This is a genomic window from Pseudoflavonifractor sp. SW1122 (genome assembly GCF_012027765.1).
Lineage (GTDB): Bacteria > Bacillota > Clostridia > Oscillospirales > Oscillospiraceae > Enterenecus > Enterenecus faecium.
Map to the genome: position 1 here is coordinate 1 of NZ_SJOS01000006.1, position 20,107 is coordinate 20,107.

Sequence of the window (20,107 nt, forward strand, 5' to 3'; positions counted from 1 at the left end):
GTAAAGCAAATGAAACGAGAGGCCAACCCCCAAAAAGGTTAGCCTCTCGTTTTGTTGTTCTGGCCTATTTTGCAACAGGCCCGTTTTTTGCACAAAACACACGTTTAGTTGGTGGCGGCCAAATATTCCTCGGCCATGTGCACGGCTACCGCGCCGTCTGCCACTGCCGTCACCACCTGGCGCAGCAGCTTGGTGCGCACATCGCCCACGGCAAACACCCCGGGAAGATTGGTGGCGGTGGTCTCATCCGCCACCACATAGCCCCCGCGGTCCAGCTCCAGCTGTCCCTGCACCAATTCGGTGGCGGGCTTTCTGCCCACGCTGATAAATACCCCGTCGCAGGGCACCGTGGTCTCCGCCCCGGTGTTCACGTCCCGGAGCCGCACGCCGGTGACCTTGTCCTCGTGCAGCAACTCCTCCACCGTGCTGTTCCACCGGAACTCCACGTTTTCCGCCTCCATCAGAGGCTGGTGGTACACCTTGGTGGCCCGCAGAGTGTCTCTCCGATGCACCAAAATCACCTTCCGGGCCACTCGACTGAGGAGAAGGGCGTCCTCAGCGGCGGAATTGCCGCCGCCCACCACAACCACCGTCTTATCCCGGTACCGCATGCCATCACAGGCAGCGCAGTAGGCCACGCCTTTCCCCACCAGAGCGGCCTCCTGGTCTAAGCCCAGCTCCCGGGGGTTGGCCCCGGTGGCCAGAACCACCGTTCTGGCGTAGAAGGTCCCCTCGCTGGTCTCCAGCTCCTTGGGTGCCCCTGTGAGATTCATACGCAAAACCTGGGCGTACTCCGTCTTGGCTCCGAACCGCTCCGCCTGACGCTGCATATTCTCCGCCAGGGTAAAGCCATCCACCCCGTCCTCAAAGCCGGGGTAGTTGTCAATCTCCTGCGTCAGTGCCATCTGGCCCCCGGCGGACAGCTTTTCCAGCACCAGGGTATCCAGTCCAGCTCTGGCCCCGTACAGGGCGGCGGTGTAACCGGCCGGCCCGCCGCCCACGATGATCATATCATAGATGTGGTGTTCGCCCATAACCGTCTCCTCCTTACTGCTCCAACGCTTGGCGGATGAACTGGTCGATCATAGCCTTGGACTCGGGGGCCACAATGGAGGAGATGGCCTCCCCGTTCCGGTACAGCACCAGGGTGGGAATCACCTCAATCTGCTGCTCCTGAGCCAGCTGGGCCTCCTCGTCGATGTTCACCTTGGCCACCACCAGTTGCTGTCCATACTCTTCTGCAATCTTTTCAAATGCGGGGCCAATCCGGCGGCAGTAGCCGCACCAGGGTGCCCAAAAATCCACCAGCACGGGCTGATCGCCCTGGGTCAGTTGTTGAAATTGTTCCTTATTTATATTGATCGCCGCCATGTGGGTCAGCTCCTTTCCTTTGTCTGAGGTTAGTATACCCAAACTGCGAGATTTCTTCTGTGACCACATCACCAAACACGGCCCATTCTTTGACACTGAAAAGCAGGTCGCAGCTAATTGACTGCGACCTGCTTTGTTTCTACTCTGTGTGATGGTCTACGTATCCGCTTAGCCGTTGCGGCGCTTGCGGGCAATGGCCACGCCGCCCAGAGCGGTGGCACTGCTCATCAGCACGCCCACCATGGCAGCCAGCTGGCTGGCATCCCCCGTCTGGGGTACGTTGGTCTCGGGTTTCTCAGACACCACAGGCTTCTGAGTGGCCTCGGGGGTCTGGCTGGCCTCAGGGGTCTGAGTGGGCTGGGGAGTGGTCTCAGCGGTGAGTCCGTTCATGGCGGAGGCCAGCGCTTCCACCGCGGCGTCCACCGCGTCCTGATCCTCCACGCTGAGGGTCTCGTCCGCCATCAGCGCCTGAGCCTCAGCCAATGCAGCTTGGAACACGGCCACGCTCTGGGCGGTATAGCCGGAGAGGTCCACAGCCTGAGCCTGGTTCAGAATATCCTCCAGGTTCTCCTTGTTGGCCTTGTAGCGCTGGGCCAGAATGGCGTTCAACAGTGCTTCGCTGGCCTCTTCCACATCCCCTGCCAAGGCATTGCCGCTGTCTTCCAGCAGCTCCTGGGCCTGGGCCAAAGCGTCCACCAGCTGCTGCCAGTCGGTCTGCACGTACTTGTCCTGCTCGGCCACCATGGCCTCGGCCTTTGCCACCAGCTGCTCCAGCATGGTCACGTCACCCTTTACCAGGCCCAGGGCCCAAATGCCCTCCAGCAGGGCGTCCCAAGCGGCATCCACCTCAGCCTGGCTGGGGTTTGCTTTCTCCAAGACAGCCTTGGCATCGCTCAGGGCTTTGTCAAAGGCGGCCTTGGCGGCGTCCGTGACACCGTTGGTGGCACCCGAGTCCACCAGGCTCTGGGCATACTCCACGGTCTTCTCCAGCAGATAGGTGTTTACCTCGCCGGGCTGGACATCATCGGGCTGAGTGGCCTCCTCATAGGCCTTCTGCACGTCCTCAGCATTCATGGCACCGGTGTACACGCGAGCCAGGGCGATCTCACAGTTGGCTGCGTATTCCAGATTGCCGTTGCTGGTGGTATCACCGCCCAGGAACATGTAGAGAGGGGGCACTGCCATGCTGCCCGAAGCAGACTTGGTGTCCTGAAGCTCACCGTTGAGGTAGAGTTTTACAGAGCTGCCGTCGAAGGTGCCCACCAGGTGGTTCCAGGCGCCCTGGGTGACCTGAGCTGCGGGCTTGACATAGGTCCCACCCACACGGGTCCAGAACTCCACCGTATTGGTGCCGCTCTTCTGCTCAAAGCAGAAACCGGACAGCTGGGTATTTCCCATGGGGTCGTTGTTTTTGTTGTCCAGGGGCTTGTAGTAGAGCTCCACCGTGATTCCGTCCACCAGTTCGGTGTAGTCGCTCTGGCTCATGGCATAGCGCAGGCCGTCATCCTGGCCGTCAAAGACCATCACGTTGCGGCCCAGCTCTTCATCGTACTTCACGGTAGGCTGTCCAAAGACTTTGATCTCGTGGCCGTTGACATCGGTGCCGGTCTGATCCAGGTCAAAGTCCACATTCAACACGTCCGCCTGGGGGGTGACATAGGCAGGATTGGAGGTGTTAAAGGCCTCGCCTGTGATGGGAGTGCTGGCCTTCTCATAAGAGGTGAGGGCTTCCACAGAGGGGGTATAGGTGACGCCCTGCTCCAGTCCTGTGACCTTTACCGTCCACTCTTCCCGCTGACGGCTGGCATCCTTGTAGTAGTCGCTGAACACCTGGACCGTTTTGGCAGCACCGCCGTTGTCCGGGGTGAGGGTGATGCGATAGGCCTGAATCATATCCACGTTCTCATCGCTGGCGGCCTGAGCGGCAGGGAAATGAACCACTGCGGAGTTCTTGGTCACAGCGCTCACCGTGACGGCGGCATCTGCGGCAAAGCTGGGCACATCGCTCTGATCGGCCCGAGCGCTGGTATAGGGTCGGTCACTGGCATCGTTGGCATCAAAGGTCCAGGGCTCCTCGGCGTACATATAGTCCCCGTCGGTGAGGTCCAAGCGGTAGATATCCACCGTGCCGTCCTCCATCACGTCAATGCGCAGGGCCTGAGAGGACTCTTCGGCATCCACAGGACAGGTTTCCCCGCTTCCAGTATTGGGGTCCACCTTTCCGCTCTCATTTTCAAAATAGGCGCCTATGGTGCTGTCCTGGATGGCGGTGTAGCCATCGTCCTGATAGATGGACCGGGCATCCTCCAGGGTGGAGTGGGAGTGGCCAGAGATGTGAATGACCTGGGGATACTCCTTCATCAGGGCCACCATATCACGGTCGGTCCCCTCCCCGTAGTTGCCATACCATTCATGGGTCACATAGGCGGTGTTGCGGATGCCGTGGTGCCCCAGCACGATCACGGGAGCTTCCGCATTCTCCGCTGTGGCAGTGAGCGCCCCGCTGTCATCCCGGTAATAGCGGACCTCGTTGGTCTCCTGGCCCGTCTTGCTCTCAAAGCGCTCCACGGCACCCGCAGCATTGTTATACTCGTGGTTGCCCATGGCCAGCACCACTTTTTCCGAGAGAGGATTGGCAAGGATGAGCTCCATCAAGCAATCGTATTCGCTGGCAGCGCCGTTGTTGGTGACATCTCCCACCAGCAGCACACCGTCCGCCTGGGGGTCGATCTCTTCAAATACGTTGAGGGCGTTGGTGAGCTTCGCATCGGCGTCGCTATTGCGGCCGATGTGCACATCGCTTCCCACAAAGAAGCGGGCGGCCACGCCCTCCCGGCTGGCAGCCTGCCAGGCGTCATCCTCAGGGGCCTGCCAAGCCAGAGCGGGCACAGAGCCCATCAGCAGAGCTGCAGCCATGCAGGCTACCGCTCCTCGTTTCCAAACATGATGCATGATCATCGAGTCCTTTCTACACCGCAGAAGATGTGGCTGTCATTGCCGTGCCCTCCTACGCTGGCCGGGTTCCCGCCCCTGCCGTCCAGCGTCTAACCGCCATGCAGGGCAACGGCGCCCAGGCGGTGCTGGTGTGCGTGTATGGCAACCGGGCCTATGAGGACACCCTGGTGGAGCTGGAGGACGCCGCCGTCCAGGCAGGCTTCCAGGTGGTGGCCGGAGTGGCCGCCATTGCCGAGCACTCCATCGCCCACCAGTACGCCGCCGGACGTCCAGACAGCCAGGACAAACTCCGATTGCAGGACTTTGGACGGAACATCTGGGACAAGCTGCAAGCCGGAGATCACTCCCAGCCCACGCTGCCCGGCAACCGCCCCTACAAAAAGGCGGGCGGAGTCGGCATGGTGCCCAAGCCCGCCAAGGACTGTAACCGCTGCGGCCTGTGTGCCCAGCAGTGCCCCGTCCAGGCCATTGACCCCGCCGACCCCAGCCGCACCGACAAGGAGCTGTGTATCTCCTGCATGCGCTGCGTGGCCGTGTGTCCCCAGGGTGCCCGGAAGGTAAACCCCGTCATGCTCACCGCCGCACAGGTGGCCTTGAAGAAGGTTTGCTCGGACCGGAAAGAGGGCGAGCTGTTCCTGTAACCGTACCACAAAGAGGTGTTGGTCCCCATCCAACGGGGGCCAACACCTCTTTCCTTTCCTCAAGTATAGGTTTTAAGCATGGTGATGCATTCTGTATAAGTATTGGTGATTCTATCTCTGGAGTGTTAGAATCAGAATCAAAGATCCACTCACATAAGGAGGAACTCATATGAGTAAACACGTTTTGGTCATCTCCACCAGCCTGCGCTCCCGCAGCAATTCCCATCTGCTGGCCCAGCAGTTTGCCCAGGGCGCCCAGGACGCTGGGCACCAGGTGGAGCTTGTCTCCCTGCAAGGGAAACAGCTGCACTTCTGCAACGGCTGCATGGCCTGTCTGGAGGCCCACCGGTGTGTCATTGAGGACGACGCCAACGCCATTGTGGAGAAGATGGGGGCGGCGGACGTCATCTGTTTTGCCACTCCGGTCTACTATTATGAGATGGCCGGTCAGATGAAGACCCTGCTGGACCGGGCCAACTCCCTGTATGACTCCGACTACGCCTTCCGGGACATCTACCTGCTCACCGCCTCCGCTGAGGAGGAGGACAGCGCCTCGGATGGACCTGTCCACGGCCTCAACGGCTGGATTGCCTGCTTTGAGCGGGCCCGACTGGCGGGTGTGGTCCGGGGCGGCGGCGCCAACGATCCCGGCGAGATGGGCCAGGACAAGCTGGACGCTGCCTACCGGATGGGCAAGAACGTGTAAGGAGGGAATACGCCATGGAATCCAAGTACAACGGATATTCCTTCCCCCTCCGGGACACCGTGCGCCGGGAGAAGGTGAAGTTCCACAACCGCTACGGCATTGAGTTGGCAGGAGACCTGTACCTGCCCCAGAATGCAACGGGTAAGCTGGCCGCTGTGGCGGTGTCCGGCCCCTTCGGGGCGGTAAAAGAGCAGTGCTCCGGGCTGTACGCCGAAGAGCTGGCCAGCCGTGGCTTTGCCACTCTGGCTTTTGACCCCTCCTTTATCGGAGAGAGCGGCGGTGCGGTGCGCAACGTGGCCTCCCCCGACATCAACACTGAGGACTTCTCCGCCGCCGTGGACTTTTTAGCCACCCAGGACTTTGTGGACGGGGAGAAGATCGGCATTCTGGGTATCTGCGGCTTTGGCGGCATGGCCCTCAACGCCGCCGCCATGGACACCCGCATCAAAGCCACGGTCACCTCCACCATGTATGACATGAGCCGGGTCAACGCCAAGGGCTACTTTGATTCCACCGACAGCGCCGACGCCCGGTACGAGATGAAACAAGCCCTCAACGCCCAGCGCACCCAGGACTACCAGTCCGGCACCTACGCCCGGGCCGGGGGTGTGGTGGACCCGCTGCCGGAAGACGCCCCCTTCTTCCTCAAGGACTACTACGACTACTACAAGACCCAGCGGGGGTACACCGAGCGGTCCCTCAACTCCAACGACGGCTGGAATGTGACCTCTTCCCTGTCCTTTGTCAACATGCCCATTCTGCACTACACCAACGAAATCCGCAGTGCCGTGCTGATGCTCCACGGGGAAAAGGCCCACTCCTGCTATTTCAGCCGGGACGCCTTCGCCCACATGGTGGAGGGCAACCCCTACACCTCCAATAAAGAGTTGCTCATCATCCCCGACGCTGTCCACACCGATCTGTATGACCGGAAGGACATCATTCCCTTTGATAAGATCACAAGTTTCTTCCACGCGTATTTGGCATAAAGGAGGCCCTTGAGATGGCAGTAAAGCAGACCGCAGGCCGGGACGCTCTGGGGAAGTTCGCCCCTAAGTTTGCCCAGTTGAATGACGATGTATTGTTCGGAGAGGTGTGGAGTCGAGAGGACAAACTCTCCCTTCGGGACCGCTCCCTGGTCACCGTGGTGGCCCTCATGGCCCAGGGGCTGGTGGACAGCTCCTTCCAGTATCACCTGACCACCGCCAAGCAAAACGGCATCACCCGACAGGAAATTTCCGAGATTCTCACCCACGCCGCCTTCTACGCTGGCTGGCCCAAGGCCTGGGCCGCCTTCCGCATGTCCAAAGAGGTGTGGGCGGAGGAAAATGACGCAGACGGCAAGGCCCGGCATCAGCAGGAGATGGTCTTCCCCATCGGCGCGCCCAACGACGGCTTTGCCCAGTATTTCGTGGGGCAGAGCTATCTGCACCCCCTGTCCACCAGCCAGGTGGGGGTGTTCAATGTGACCTTTGAACCGGGTTGCCGGAACAACTGGCACATTCACCACGCCACTCAAGGGGGCGGTCAAATGCTGATCTGTGTGGCCGGGCGTGGCTACTACCAGGAGTGGGGCAAGGAGGCCCAGGAGCTGCACCCCGGCGATGTGGTGAACATTCCCACCGGGGTCAAGCACTGGCACGGGGCCGCTCCCGACAGCTGGTTCTCCCACCTGGCTCTGGAGGTTCCCGGTGAGAACAGCTCCAACGAATGGCTGGAGGCCGTCTCCGACGCGGAATACAACAAACTCAAGTAAACAATAAGGGGGTGACGGAACCGTCACCCCCTTTTGTCGTCTATTTGGTTATCCGCCGATCTTTTCCACGGGTTTTCCCACCTTATGCTCCAGGAAGCTGCGGAAAGAGTCCACAGTACCCCCTTTTAACTCTCGCTTGGCAAACGCCTGGGCGTGGTTTTTCCCCAGCACAAAGATCAGATAGTCCCGGGTCTCCGCGATGGCCAGGATGTTCCCATACTCCCAGCTGGTGGTGGCGCCGGAGATTTTGCACTCATAGTGGTCCCCGTAGAAGCTGCTGCTGCACAGCTCACTGCCCGGCAACATGCGGCGTTGGGCCATCAGGGCGTTGAGGCCGTCGCCCCAGCCCTGCACCACAAACAGGCACACCACGGCCACTAGGATTACGGCTTTGAACCACAGCCGTTCGCCGGGCTCCAGCAGGAGGGACAGCCCCAGGACCAGAAGCAGGCATCCCGCCATCCACCACCGACGGGCGGTCTTCTTCCGAACGGTTTTCCGCAGCGCTCGGGACATGTCGGCCAGAGTGTGGCGGTCATAGATGGTATAGCAGCTATATTCCATAGAGATTCCCTCCTAACTTGGCGCGGTTGTTTCTTTTACAGTATAGCAAACCCGCAGTGGAAAATGCAAGATTTCCACTTACCAGATGGAGCCCTGGAAATGGCCGAAAATTTTTTCAACTTTTTTTGATTTCCCTCTTGCAATTTCAAAAGTCATGTGCTATTATGTCATAGTTCGGTTCAGATCCGGGTGTGGCGAAGTTTGGTATCGCGCTTGACTGGGGGTCAAGAGGCCGCAGGTTCAAGTCCTGTCACTCGGACCAACTAAAAAAGACACCATCGACAAAGGTCGGTGGTGTCCTTTTTTATTGGTCTGTATGCTTGGTGAACCTGCGGCCTCTTGGTGCCGTCAGGCACATAAAATCCGCCGCCCTATGGCCTCCAGAGCGTCCGCTCTGGGGGCCATAGGTTCAAGTCCTGTCGCCGGAAAACTTCTCTTGACCTTCTAGAGCACACCTGCTACCGGGCACCAAAAACAAAACCTGAGTAGCCATCCAGCTACTCAGGTTTTATTTATGTGCGAATTATCCGGTAATCCACTTGGTAAACGTGGCTACCTTCTCCAAATCTTCCTCACTTAACGACCTCAACCGCTCACAAAGTTTATGATAAGCGGAATCATCCTGTTCCAAGGGAGCAAAAAATTCTCCCGGCGTCATATCGAAGTACGAAATGATGTTGAACAGCTCTTTCAGGGATGGCAAGGCCGCTCCGCTGGTGACGCCTCGAATATAAGAGCCGCTTTTACCTAAATCCAGGCTCATGCGATGCTCGGACACATCTTTGGCCATCCTCAATTCGGTAATACGAGTTCTAATGAAATCTTCATATGGCATATCAACCATTGCCTTCCCTCCCTTTTTCGTTATTTTATTACGAACCAGGGGATGGCGTTGGTACTGTAATAGTTAATTTACGATTTACTCCTCCGTCAATTGGTAGTATAATTACTAATATATAATATTCTTGACGATTACACTACCACTTCCCATTTGGAGGCGATTGTATGCGCACCACGACAGTCAGCTTTTTTGGTCATCGACAAATGAAAGCCCCACTTCAAACGGAGCAGAACTTGGAAAAAATCATTTCACATCTGCTGCAAGAAAATGATTTTATAGAATTTCTTGTAGGGCGCAATGGAGAATTTGATCAAATCGTATCTTCAACCATACGCAAGTGCAAAAGACAGATTCGTAATGATAACAGTGTGCTCATTTGGGATATGCCATATTCCACTGCCGAGTATCGCAACAACAAACGGTCCTTCCTTGCATACTATGACGAAATAGAAATTTGTGAGCAAGCTGCAGCAGCACATTATAAAGTTGCATTTCAAATCCGAAACCGGGCAATGGTTGACCGTTCCGATCTGGTTATTCTATACATTGATCATTCATATGGTGGTGCTTACCAGACGTTTCAATATGTGAAAAAGATAGGCAAAAAACACATGAATATAGCGGAAAGCGATGACTCATTTTCTCAACTATACCACTTTCCATTCTATACAATCCCTTAAAGCAAAACAGTTACTGCCCAGACGTACAATGTCTGGGCAGTAACTGTTATATATTTGTTTAAACAAGTGGATTTCTCGCCCCAGCCCGCCGCACGGCGTTGTCCTGGAACCGGAAAATGCTGGGCACATGCCGGGACTGGGTGTACTCAAACATCACGCCCTGGCTGTTGTACACCTGGTTGCTCACCACCGCCACGCAGTTGTACTCTCCCAGGTCCAGCCACTTCTTGTCCGCCCCGGTGACCGGCTCCACGGTGATGGTGCGCTTGCTGGTGACGATCACCATGCCCAGCTCCTCCTCCAAGTAGCGGTATAGGGAGCCCTGGGCGATCTCCTCCGTCAAATCCGGCATACAGTCCACCCGGAGATAGCTGTGGTTTAAAATGATGGGCTTGCCGTCCATCTCGTGGACACGGCTGAGGGAAAACAGCTCCGTCCCCACCGGAAACCCGGTTTGCAGGGAGATGTTCACCCCCGCTACACACCGCTCCAGCTCCACCACCCGGGTGGCGGTGTGCTGGCCCGTGCGCTGGGCCGTCTCCCGGAAGGACTCAATGGTGCCCATGGTATAGGACGAGCGCTCAATGGGCTGAAAAATATTGCAAACGCCCTTGCCCTGGCTGGTCTGCACATATCCGTCCCGGACCAGCTCGGAAATGGCCCGGCGCACCGTGTTGCGGGAACAGGAAAACTCCCCGATGAGGGTATTTTCCGACGGCAGCAGCTGCCCCACCGGGTACACCCCCGACTCAATGCGGGATTTCAGGGCGGCATAAATTTGGGTAAACTTTTCTCGCGGCATATTTCTTCCACCTTGTCAAAACAGGCTCTATCCTTTTAAGATACTATATCCCCTCTACCTTGTCAATGTCCCCCACCCCGCCCCCGCTGAATTGTACACATGCCTAAAAATTGGGAGGAATGTTTATCACCTTTGTCAAGTTGACTTGTTTAAACAAGTGGTGTATCGTTAATATCAACAGAGACACAGGGAGCTGGGACCCGGAACAAACGAGGCTTCCGTGCAGAAAAGAAGGAGGATGGGCATATGTCCAAGTATCAACGAGACGTAGAGGCGCTGCTGCCTCTCATCGGCGGACGGGAAAACATCCAGGCCGTCTCCCACTGCATGACCCGGATGCGGTTCGTGCTAGTGGACCCCAACAAGGCAGACGTGGCCGAAATTGAGAAAATCCCCGCCGTAAAAGGGACCTTCACCCAGGCCGGACAGTTCCAGGTCATCATCGGCAATGACGTGGCGGTATTCTACAAGGAGTTCACCGCCTACGCCGGAGTGGAAGGCGTAAGCAAGGACGCCGTGAAGGCCGCCGCCAAGTCCAACCAGTCCCTCATTCAGCGGGCGGTGGGCACTCTGGGCGAGATCTTCGCCCCCATCATTCCCGCCCTCATCTGCGGCGGTCTGATTTTGGGCTTCCGCAACATCATCGGTGAAATCAACTTCTTTGCCGACGGCACCATGAGCCTGGCGGATACCTCCCAGTTCTGGGCTGGCGTGTACAGCTTCCTGTGGCTCATCGGCGAGGCCATCTTCCACATGCTCCCCGTGGGCATCTGCTGGTCCATCTCTAAGAAGATGGGCACCACCCAGATTCTCGGCATCATCCTGGGCCTGACTCTGGTCTCTCCCCAGCTGCTCAACGGCTTCTCTGTGGCCACCGCTACGGAAATCCCCGTGTGGGACTTCGGCTTTGCCCAGGTACAGATGATCGGCTATCAGGGCCAGGTCATCGCCGCCATGATGGCTGGTTTTGTGCTGGTCTATCTGGAAAAGGGCTTGAAAAAGCTCTGTCCGGAAGTCATTAGCATGATCGTGGTCCCCTTCTTCTCCCTGGTGCCTGCGGTCATCATCGCCCACACCATCGTGGGCCCCATCGGCTGGGCCATCGGCGACGCCATCGCCTCGGTGGTCTACGCCGGCCTCACCTCTTCCGTGCGCTGGCTGTTTGCCGCCGTGTTCGGCCTGTTCTATGCCCCCATCGTCATGACCGGTCTGCACCACATGACCAACGCCATCGACACCCAGCTGGTGAACCTGTACGGCGGCACCATCCTGTGGCCCATGATCGCCCTGTCCAACATCGCCCAGGGCTCTGCGGTGCTGGGTATGGCAGTGCTCCAGAAGAAGAATGAGCGGGCCCAGCAGGTGAACATCCCCGCCTGCATCTCCTGCTACCTGGGCGTCACCGAGCCCGCCCTGTTCGGCGTGAACATGAAGTACGGCTTTCCCCTGGTGTGCGGTATGATCGGCTCCGGCCTGGCCGCTGTCATCTCCATTGTCACCGGCTCTGAGGCCTACTCCATCGGCGTGGGCGGTCTGCCTGGCATCCTGTCCATCAAGCCCCAGTTCTACCTCACCTTCCTGCTGGCCATGGCTGTGGCCATCGTGGTGCCCTTCGTACTCACCCTGATTGTGGGCAAGCGCAAGCTGGACGCCACCGTGTCCACCGTCATCGAGGACAGCAAGCACGCCTGTGGACTGCTGCTGGACAACGGCGTAGAGCTGCTCATCCACGTAGGCATGGACACCGTCACCATGGGCGGCGACGGCTTCCAGCTCCACGTAAAGGAGGGGGACCGGGTGCACACCGGGGACAAGCTCATCACCTTTGACCCCGAGAAGATTCGTGCCGCCGGACACCCCACCACCACCGCCTTTGTCATCACAGAGCCCGGCTCTGCTCACTTCAACTTCCACACCGGACTGGACGCCCAGGCCGGCCAGACCGCCATCATCACCATGGAATGAGGAACCTACTATGAAAGACTTTCGCAACAGTGTAGTATATCAGATCTACCCCAAGTCCTTTCTGGACACCAACGGGGACGGTCTGGGGGACCTGAAAGGGGTCACCGCCAAGCTGGACTACCTGGAAAAGCTGGGTGTGGACTATATCTGGCTCACCCCCTTCTTCGTCTCCCCCCAGAACGACAACGGCTATGACGTGGCGGACTACCGGGCCATTGACCCCCGGTATGGCACCATGGCCGACTTCGAGGAGCTGGTACACCAGGCGGAGGCCCACAACATCCGCATCATGCTGGACATGGTGTTTAACCACACCTCCACCCACCACCAGTGGTTCCAGAAGGCCCTGGCCGGGGACCCGGTGTACCAGGACTACTACATCTTCCGCCCCGGCAAGCCCGACGGCACCCCGCCCACCAACTGGGAGAGCAAGTTCGGCGGCAACGCCTGGGAGTACGTGCCCCAGCTGGGCAAATACTACCTCCACCTCTTCGATAAGACCCAGGCGGATTTGAACTGGGAGAACCCCGCCGTGCGGAAAGAAGTCCAGGACATTGTGCGCTTCTGGATGGGCAAGGGCGTGAAGGGCTTCCGCTTCGACGTGGTGAACCTCATCAGCAAGGGAGAGTACGCCGACGACTTTGAGGGGGATGGCCGCCCACAACGCCTGGAACGCCGTGTTCTGGTGCAACCACGACCAGCCCCGGGTGGTGTCCCGGTTCGGCGACGAGGGGGAGTACTGGAAGGAGTCCGCCAAGATGCTGGCCAACATCGTCCACGCCATGCGGGGCACCCCCTACGTCTACCAGGGGGAGGAACTGGGCATGACCAACGCCAACTTCACCCGCCTGGACCAGTACCGGGATGTGGAGAGCCTCAACCACTTCCAGATTCTCCGGGACAAGGGCATGAGCGAGGAGAGCGTGTACAACATCCTCAAGGTGCACTCCCGGGACAACAGCCGCACCCCCATGCAGTGGGACGCCACCGCCCAGGGCGGCTTTACCACCGGGGAGCCCTGGATTTCGGTGAACCCCAACACCGCCACCATCAACGCCCAAGCCCAGGTGGAGGACAAGGACTCCATCTTCGCCCACTATCAGGCCCTCATCCGCCTGCGCCACGAGTACGACGTGTTCGCTCAGGGGGACTTCACCCCCCTCACTCCCGACCACCCTGCCGTGCTGGCCTATCAGCGCAAGTACCAGGGCCAGGAGCTCATCTGTGTCAGCAACTTCTACCGCAAGGAGTGCGTGTGGAAGGCTCCCGTGGAGCTGGATGGATACCGGGTGCTGCTGTCCAACTACTCAGACAGCGTGCCTCAAGCCGTGTGGACCCTGCGGCCCTATGAGTCGGTGCTACTGCTGAAAGAATGCCACTGATTTATGCCAAATACCCCACAGACCGGATTTGGTCTGTGGGGTATTTTTACAGTCTCATTCTTCTAATGCCAGAGAGGCCTGGAGCAATTTCTTGGTGTAGTCGTGCTGGGGGTTGTCGTAGATGGTGTCCACGTCCCCCTGTTCCACAATCTCCCCCTGGTACATCACCGCCACCCGGTCGCAGATCTGGTAGACCACCGCCAGGTCGTGGGAGATGAACAGGTAGGACAGGCGGAACTTGGCCTTCAAGTCCACCAGCAGCTGGAGGATTTGGGCCTGCATGGTCACGTCCAGGGCGGACACCGGCTCATCCAGCACAATGAGGCGGCTGCCCCCGATGAGGGCGGCGGCAATGGCCACCCGCTGGCGCTGACCGCCGGAGAGCTGGGAGGGGCGGCGGGAATAGTGCTCCTCCCCCAGACCCACCTGCTGCAGCATGTCAATGGCCTGGGCCTTCCGCTCCTTCTTGTCCTTCACCCCCAGCACCCGCAGGGGCTCCTCCAAAAACCAGCCCACCGACTTGGCGGGGTTCAGGGAGCCGTAGGGGTCCTGAAACACCATCTGAGGCCGGAAAGCGTTGACCTCCAAGGTGCCCTCGGTGTCCTTTACCACCCCCAACAGGCACTTGGCCAGGGTGGATTTACCGGAGCCAGACTCTCCCACAATGCCCAGCACCTCGCCAGGGTCCAGGGTGAGGGAGACGTTGCGCAGCACTTGCTTGCGCTCCTTGCCCTTTCCATAGTAGCTGTTGAGGCCCTGGATGTTTACCATTGGTTTCTCAGCCATGGCTGCCACCTGCTTTCAGTTTGGTTCGGGTGGGGCGGGAGGCGATGAGCCGCTGGGTATACGCCTGCTGCGGGTGGTGGAACACCTGCTCCACGTCCCCTGCCTCCACGATCTCCCCCTGCTGCATCACCACTACGTGGTGGCACAGGGCCCGGATGACACCCAGGTCGTGGGAGATGAACAAAATGGCGATGCCCTCTTTCCGGTTGATCTCCTTGAGGGTGTCCAGAATCTGTGCCTGGATGGTGACATCCAGGGCGGTGGTGGGCTCATCGGCGATGAGCAGCTTGGGCCGCAGCACCAGGGCGGCGGCAATCATCACCCGCTGGCGCATACCGCCAGACAGCTGGTGGGGGTACTGGTGGTACAACTGCTCCCCATTGGGCAGCCCGGCCAGGGCCATGGCCTCCAGGGCCCGCTGTTTGCGCTCCTTGGGAGGCATCTTGGTGTGGATGCGCAGGGCCTCCTCCACCTGGGGTCCAATCTTCATGGTGGGGTTGAGGCTGGTCATGGGCTCTTGGAAGATGATGGACAGGTCCTTACCCTGATAGCTGCGCATCTGGCTGCGGGTGAGGTCCAGCAGTTCCACTCCCTCAAAGCGGATGGAGCCGGAGACCTGGACGCTCTTCCGGTCCAGCAGGCCCATGATGGCGTGGGCGGTCATGGACTTGCCTGAGCCGGACTCTCCCACAATGCCGATGACTTGGCCCTCCTCCACATGGAGGGAGAAGTCCTTCACCGCCTCGAAATGACCCTTGGGGTTGGGAAATGCAATTTTCAAATGTTCAATCTGTAACATCATGCCGCCATCCTTTCCCGCAGGCCCTCACCCAGCAAACTCACGCCCAGGATGGTGAGCACCACCACCAGGGCAGGACAGAGCATACACCAGGGGGCGGTGGACCACACCGCCTGGGCCTCGTTGAGCATCCGTCCCAGGCTCACGTCGGGGGCGGTGACGCCAATGCTCAGATAGCTCATGGACGCCTCGGAAAGCACCGCATTGTTAAAGCCAATGGTGAGCCCCGACAACAGGGTGGGCCAGGTGTTGGGCAGGATGTGGACAAAGAGGATGCGTCCATTGGACACCCCCATGAGCCGGGCCGAGCGCACAAAGTCCCGGTCCCGGACCTTGAGGAACTCCCCCCGCACCAGGCGGGCAAAGCTGGGGATAAAGAGAATGCCCAAAGCTCCAATGACGTTATACTTGCCCGGGCCAATCACCGCCAACACCACCAGAGCCAGCAGGATGCTGGGGAAGGCGGCCAGGGCGTCACAAATTCGCATGACCAGGGCGTCCACCACGCCCCCAAAGTAGCCGCAGAAGGCGCCGATGAGCAGTCCGGCCACAAAGCCGATGGCCAGCACGGCCAGGGCGATCATCAGGGTGCTGCCCGCTCCCTCCATGGTGCGGGACAGGATGTCCCGGCCCAGCTGATCGCAGCCGAAGGGGTGGGCCAGAGAGGGGGCGGCATACCGGTCCGCTCCCACCATGGCGGTGGGCTCATAGGGGGTCCAGAACATACCCACCCCGGCAAAGCCCACCATGAGCACGGTGAGCACCAGGCCCAGCCGTCCATACCAGTTGCGTTTTGTCATCTCGCCTCACCGTCCTCTCAGTCTGGGGTCCATGACCCGGTAGAGCAAGTCGGCGGCGAAGTTGCACACCACCACCACCGTGGCGATGAGCACCACAATGGCCTGCACCACCGGATAGTCCCGGTTGCCAATGGAGGTCACCAGCATCTTGCCCAGGCCGGGGATGCCGAAGACCTGCTCCACCACAATGGAACCGGCCATAATGTCCGCCACCGTCATGGCCAGGAAGGTGACCACGGGAATCATGGCGTTGCGCAGCACATGCCGCCACAGGGCCGAGGTCTTGGAGTTGCCCTTGCTGTACGCCGTGCGGATGTAGTCCTGGCCCAGCTCGCTGAGGATGGAGCCCCGCAGCATTTTCACCGTCATGGCCGACCGGGGCAGGGCCACCGCCAGGGCGGGAAAGAGCATGTACCACAGATAGGGGCCCCAGCCGGCCTGGGGGGTGACAATGGCCCCGGGCTGGAACAGGCGCAGCACCAGTCCAAACACATACACCAGCAAGATACCCGCCACAAAGTTGGGCACCGACATGGTGATCTGGTTGAGGATGGTGAGCACCCGGTCCACCACGCCCCCCTCATACCGGGCGGCGATGATACCCAGGGGCAGAGAGATGGCCACAATGAGCACAAAGGCCAGCACCGCCAGGGTGAGGGTGTGGGTGACGCAGGTAGCCAGCAGCTGAGCCACCGGCATGCCGTAGTTGTAGGACTCCCCCAGGTCCCCGGTGAGCAGGCCCCCCAGCCAGTGGAGGTACCGCTGCCAAATGGGCAAATCCAGCCCCAGCCGATCTCGGAGGGCTGCGATTTGTTCTTGGGTGGCCTCCACCCCCAGGATGGAGGAGGTGGGGTCGCCAGGAATGATGGAGAAGGCCACAAAGGCCAGGATGGTCACCAGCAGCAGGGTGGCAATCAGCAGCAGCACCCGCTTGACCAGGGTTTTCATCATACATCTCACCTCTTGCAATTTGGGGGCCGCAGGTGCGGCCCCCAAAGCGTTGGTCTCTTATTTATAGTGGATGGTGCTCATGTCCAGCACATAGGTGGCATAGAAGGTCACGCCATCCAGGGCGGGATTCATCACCACCAGGTCGCACAGGTCCTGAATCCACAGGCTGGCGGCCTCTTCGTTGAGGATGGTCTGGGCCTGCTTGTAAAGCTGGGTCTGCTCGCCCTGGTCCAGCGTGGTCAGGGCCTTCTCCATCACCTGGTCATACTCCTCTGAGTTGAAGTTGATGAAGTTCTTCTGGTTGTCGCTGACGTAGCGCTCCAGCATCTCCCGGCCGGTCATGTCGCTGGCGGCGATGCCCACCACGGTGGACTCAAAGTCGCGGCCACGGTACACATCGCTGACCCAGCTCTCCCACTCGATGGGGTTGAGGTTGGCGGTGATGCCCACCTGAGCCAGCTGCTGGGAGACCACCTCAGCGGTCTCCACATGCTGGGTGTAGTTGGAGGGCACGGTGATGGTCATGGTAAAGCCATCGGGATAACCGGCCTCAGCCAGCAGCTGCTTGGCCTTTTCCAGGTCCTGCTGGTAGTTTTCCGCCAGCTCGGGCATGAAATACTTGGTGTAGGCGGGGTACATGCTGGTACCAGTGGCCACGCCGTCCCCGTTACACACAAATTCGATGATCTCAGGGACATTGATGGCGTAGTACATGGCCTGACGCACCCGCACGTCGTCAAAGGGCTTGACGTCGTTGTTCAGGTACAGGGCCTGCACCAGCTTCATGGTGTCCTGGAGCACGGTGAACTGCTTCTCCACCTCCTTGCGCACCGAATTGGGCAGGTGGATGACCATGTCCAGGGTGCCGCCCTGCAAGCCCATCACCAGGGTGTTCACATCGGTGATGATGCGGAAGGTCACCTTGTCCAGCTGGGCAGGCTCGCCCCAGTAGCCGTCAAACTTCTTCATCTCCATGCTCTGCTGAGGAGTGTAGGAGGTGAAGGCGAAGGGACCGGTGCCGATGGGAGTGGTGGCAATGGTGTCGCTGGAATTTGCAGGGATGATGGCGGCAGTCATGGAGTTGATAAACTCCAGATTGGGCTCTTTGAGGGTGAGCACCACATGGGTGTCGTCGGTGGCCTCCATGCTGGTGACATTAGAAAACGCCGAAATCAGAGGCGTTCCATCGTTCTCTGACCCGGCGCAGCGTTCCAAGGAGTATAGTACATCTTCCATGGTGACTGCATTGCCGTTGTGGAACTTCACACCCTCCCGCAGGGTAAAGGTGTACTGAAGTCCGTCGTCGGAAACTGTGTAGTCACTGGCAACAGCGGGAATGACGCCGCCGTCGGGACTGGCTTTCATCAGTCCTTCGAAGATGTTGAACAGCACTTCACTGGTCCCCGCGGCTACCGCCTTGTGGGGGTCCAGGCTGTCCAAATCCTGTGCGATACCTACCGTGACTGAGTTTCCTTTGGATAACTCGCCCGTTTGTGCAGAGGCTGTGGGGGTGGCGCTATTGTTCGTGCCTCCTGTACATCCGTACAGTGAAGCCGAGAGCATGACCCCGGCCAGCAGCAGCAAAAGGGCCCGTTTCGTGAACTTGGGCATTTTGCTTCTTCCTTTCGTTTCTGCTTTTCTCGCAACTGTATTCAGTTGTCCGGTCTATTCTAACACACAGGAGCAGAATTGCAAGGTATTTCTTGCACAATTTGTGTGGCGCAGGGAGGCCCCCTGCGCCACACTTTGCCACTTATTTCAATTGCTCATACAGGCCCGCCATGTCCTCAGCCCCATCCCCTACCAGGTAGACGGTGCCGTCGTCCATGGTGATAAGCAGCCAGGGCCCCTCCTGGGGGTCCATGCACACGGTGATTTTGTCGTACTCGTCGCTCTGGTAGCGGCCCTTATATACGTTGTCCATGGCCGTGCCAGCAATGCGCCGCAGCCCTTCCGGCTCCTCTTGCAGCAGCTGCACCTGGTCCACGTCCGCCAGGGGAATCTCATAGTGATCCCAGCCGTGCTCTGCCACCAGGACAGTATCGGTGAGGGTGAGGGTCACAGGGCTGCGCTCCTCTGCCATCACCCACACACCGAACAGGGGCATCAGGAGCATCAGAACCGCCGTAGCTCCCATGATGACCCGGCCGCTTTTCTTGGCCAGGTTCACGGTGGTGTTCATGCCGATGCGGTTGTTGACCACCAAGTGGGTGTCGTTGGGGTCATAGTAGAACATGCCCCAAATCCACTTTTTGTCCTCGTCCACATAGTAGGTCTGGCCGCTCTGGGCGGTGAGACGCTCCTGCTGGTGGCGCAGGTGGAACTCCAGCCCCACCGCCAGCACCAGAAAGAGGACGGTGAGGGCCAACATCACCACCAGGCCCCAAACCGGGTGGGACAGAGACAACCACATGGCCAGGTTGACCCCTGCCATAAACCAGCTGCCCCACACCCAGCTCCGCCGCCAGGCTCTCCTGCGGATGCGGGTGAGGGTCTGGGTGAGGCTCTCATTTTCGTCCACCGTCTCCGCCCGCCGCCGCATGGCCCACTGATACAGGGCCCAGAATAGCAACACACACACCGGCCCGGTGAGGAATAGGGCGGTCATCAGCCAATCCTGTTTCACAATGCCCCACACCAGGGGCGCCAAGCTCACCACCAGGGGAAGCAAAAACTGAACGGGCGAGATGGGCTTCTCCGCCTGGGCCGCGGCGGTGAGGTTCACCACATGGGTGCGGGGCACCTCCGGGTACCAGCCCTGTTCCTGTTTCAGTGCCTTGAGCTTTTTGTGGTACTTCACATAGGGGATGAAGGGCAGCACCATAGCCACATCAATCCAAATCAGCCACACAGTCAGGGACAGCCCCGTGGACATGGGCAAAAGCACCAGCACCACCACCGATACCAGCAAGCCCAGGCAGATCCACCGCAGAATACGGCGGAACCGGTTCAACAGCTCCACGGTCTGGGGGTGGGTGCGGCCCACATAGGGCAGCGTGACCCCCAGGGCAATGTTCTTTTTAAACTTGGTCTCGTTGTTCAGCTGCCAAAACATCAGCGGTATGATGATAATTCCACACGCCCAAAGAATCAACCGAACGATCATAG

The 20,107-nt window shown here is 59.2% G+C and carries 18 protein-coding genes, 1 tRNA gene and 1 pseudogene; 8 read left to right on the top strand and 12 right to left on the bottom strand.

Annotated elements, in window-relative coordinates; all coding sequences use genetic code 11:
* Positions 1-104: 104 nt before the first annotated feature.
* The 3 genes from trxB to E0L15_RS02525 all read right to left on the bottom strand — a co-directional run bounded on the left by trxB (position 105) and on the right by E0L15_RS02525 (position 4,287).
* Positions 105-1,034, bottom strand: a complete 930-nt coding sequence (gene trxB / locus E0L15_RS02515; RefSeq protein ID WP_168124452.1) for a thioredoxin-disulfide reductase — start codon at positions 1,032-1,034, stop codon at positions 105-107.
* 13 nt (positions 1,035-1,047) lie between these two features.
* A complete protein-coding gene (trxA, locus tag E0L15_RS02520) occupies positions 1,048-1,371 on the bottom strand; it encodes a thioredoxin (RefSeq protein WP_087369736.1) in 324 nt (107 codons plus the stop codon).
* 168 nt (positions 1,372-1,539) lie between these two features.
* Entirely contained in the window at positions 1,540-4,287 is a 2,748-nt protein-coding gene (locus E0L15_RS02525) for a LamG-like jellyroll fold domain-containing protein (protein WP_168124453.1), read from the bottom strand.
* Between the two features lie 68 nt (positions 4,288-4,355).
* Here E0L15_RS02525 and E0L15_RS12615 point away from each other — a divergent pair, with 68 nt between their 5' ends.
* The 4 genes from E0L15_RS12615 (at position 4,356) to E0L15_RS02545 (ending at position 7,429) form a co-directional block, all read left to right on the top strand.
* Positions 4,356-4,967 (top strand): 4Fe-4S binding protein, encoded by a 612-nt coding sequence (locus tag E0L15_RS12615; protein WP_347565966.1) that lies wholly within the window; start codon positions 4,356-4,358, stop codon positions 4,965-4,967.
* A gap of 169 nt (positions 4,968-5,136) precedes the next feature.
* Positions 5,137-5,673, top strand: coding sequence for a flavodoxin family protein (locus tag E0L15_RS02535; RefSeq protein WP_087390734.1), 537 nt, complete (start codon positions 5,137-5,139; stop codon positions 5,671-5,673).
* Between the two features lie 14 nt (positions 5,674-5,687).
* Positions 5,688-6,662: an alpha/beta hydrolase gene (locus E0L15_RS02540; protein ID WP_168124454.1), complete on the top strand. Its 975-nt coding sequence runs from the start codon at positions 5,688-5,690 to the stop codon at positions 6,660-6,662.
* A gap of 14 nt (positions 6,663-6,676) precedes the next feature.
* On the top strand, positions 6,677-7,429 hold the full coding sequence (locus tag E0L15_RS02545) for a carboxymuconolactone decarboxylase family protein (protein ID WP_168124455.1): 753 nt from the start codon (positions 6,677-6,679) through the stop codon (positions 7,427-7,429).
* A 48-nt stretch (positions 7,430-7,477) separates the two neighbouring features.
* Here E0L15_RS02545 and E0L15_RS02550 read toward each other — a convergent pair whose 3' ends face one another.
* Positions 7,478-7,993, bottom strand: coding sequence for a YcxB family protein (locus tag E0L15_RS02550; protein ID WP_168124456.1), 516 nt, complete (start codon positions 7,991-7,993; stop codon positions 7,478-7,480).
* A gap of 185 nt (positions 7,994-8,178) precedes the next feature.
* Between E0L15_RS02550 and E0L15_RS02555 the strand changes: the two genes are divergently transcribed.
* Positions 8,179-8,255 (top strand) — tRNA-Pro (locus E0L15_RS02555).
* Positions 8,256-8,516: 261 nt separating this feature from the next.
* Here the strand turns inward: E0L15_RS02555 and E0L15_RS02560 are convergent.
* The gene (locus E0L15_RS02560; protein WP_168124457.1) at positions 8,517-8,837 is read right to left on the bottom strand and encodes a helix-turn-helix transcriptional regulator; all 321 of its coding nucleotides are present in this window, start codon (positions 8,835-8,837) and stop codon (positions 8,517-8,519) included.
* Positions 8,838-8,998: 161 nt separating this feature from the next.
* On the opposite strand from E0L15_RS02560, the gene E0L15_RS02565 reads away from it, so the two are divergent.
* Positions 8,999-9,514 carry a hypothetical protein gene (locus E0L15_RS02565; RefSeq protein ID WP_168124458.1) on the top strand — a complete coding sequence of 172 codons (516 nt, stop codon included), beginning with the start codon at positions 8,999-9,001 and terminating at the stop codon, positions 9,512-9,514.
* A gap of 58 nt (positions 9,515-9,572) precedes the next feature.
* On the opposite strand, the gene E0L15_RS02570 is transcribed toward E0L15_RS02565, so the two are convergent.
* The gene (locus tag E0L15_RS02570; protein WP_168124459.1) at positions 9,573-10,316 is read right to left on the bottom strand and encodes a UTRA domain-containing protein; all 744 of its coding nucleotides are present in this window, start codon (positions 10,314-10,316) and stop codon (positions 9,573-9,575) included.
* 246 nt (positions 10,317-10,562) lie between these two features.
* Between E0L15_RS02570 and treP the strand changes: the two genes are divergently transcribed.
* On the top strand, positions 10,563-12,281 hold the full coding sequence (treP, locus tag E0L15_RS02575; RefSeq protein WP_168124460.1) for a PTS system trehalose-specific EIIBC component: 1,719 nt from the start codon (positions 10,563-10,565) through the stop codon (positions 12,279-12,281).
* Between the two features lie 10 nt (positions 12,282-12,291).
* Positions 12,292-13,663 (top strand): annotated as a pseudogene (locus tag E0L15_RS02580) (alpha-amylase family glycosyl hydrolase).
* A 54-nt stretch (positions 13,664-13,717) separates the two neighbouring features.
* On the opposite strand, the gene E0L15_RS02585 reads toward E0L15_RS02580, so the two are convergent.
* The 6 genes from E0L15_RS02585 to E0L15_RS02610 form a co-directional block, all read right to left on the bottom strand.
* Positions 13,718-14,449 (bottom strand): ATP-binding cassette domain-containing protein, encoded by a 732-nt coding sequence (locus tag E0L15_RS02585; RefSeq protein ID WP_087232452.1) that lies wholly within the window; start codon positions 14,447-14,449, stop codon positions 13,718-13,720.
* On the bottom strand, positions 14,442-15,248 hold the full coding sequence (locus E0L15_RS02590; protein WP_087369753.1) for an ABC transporter ATP-binding protein: 807 nt from the start codon (positions 15,246-15,248) through the stop codon (positions 14,442-14,444). Before E0L15_RS02590 ends, E0L15_RS02585 begins: the two co-directional genes overlap by 8 nt.
* Positions 15,248-16,048: an ABC transporter permease gene (locus E0L15_RS02595; protein ID WP_168124461.1), complete on the bottom strand. Its 801-nt coding sequence runs from the start codon at positions 16,046-16,048 to the stop codon at positions 15,248-15,250. Before E0L15_RS02595 ends, E0L15_RS02590 begins: the two co-directional genes overlap by 1 nt.
* A gap of 6 nt (positions 16,049-16,054) precedes the next feature.
* Positions 16,055-16,999 (bottom strand): ABC transporter permease, encoded by a 945-nt coding sequence (locus E0L15_RS02600; RefSeq protein ID WP_343223921.1) that lies wholly within the window; start codon positions 16,997-16,999, stop codon positions 16,055-16,057.
* A 57-nt stretch (positions 17,000-17,056) separates the two neighbouring features.
* Positions 17,057-18,610: an ABC transporter substrate-binding protein gene (locus E0L15_RS02605; RefSeq protein ID WP_168124462.1), complete on the bottom strand. Its 1,554-nt coding sequence runs from the start codon at positions 18,608-18,610 to the stop codon at positions 17,057-17,059.
* A 142-nt stretch (positions 18,611-18,752) separates the two neighbouring features.
* Entirely contained in the window at positions 18,753-20,105 is a 1,353-nt protein-coding gene (locus E0L15_RS02610; protein ID WP_168124463.1) for a hypothetical protein, read from the bottom strand.
* Positions 20,106-20,107 lie beyond the last annotated feature (2 nt).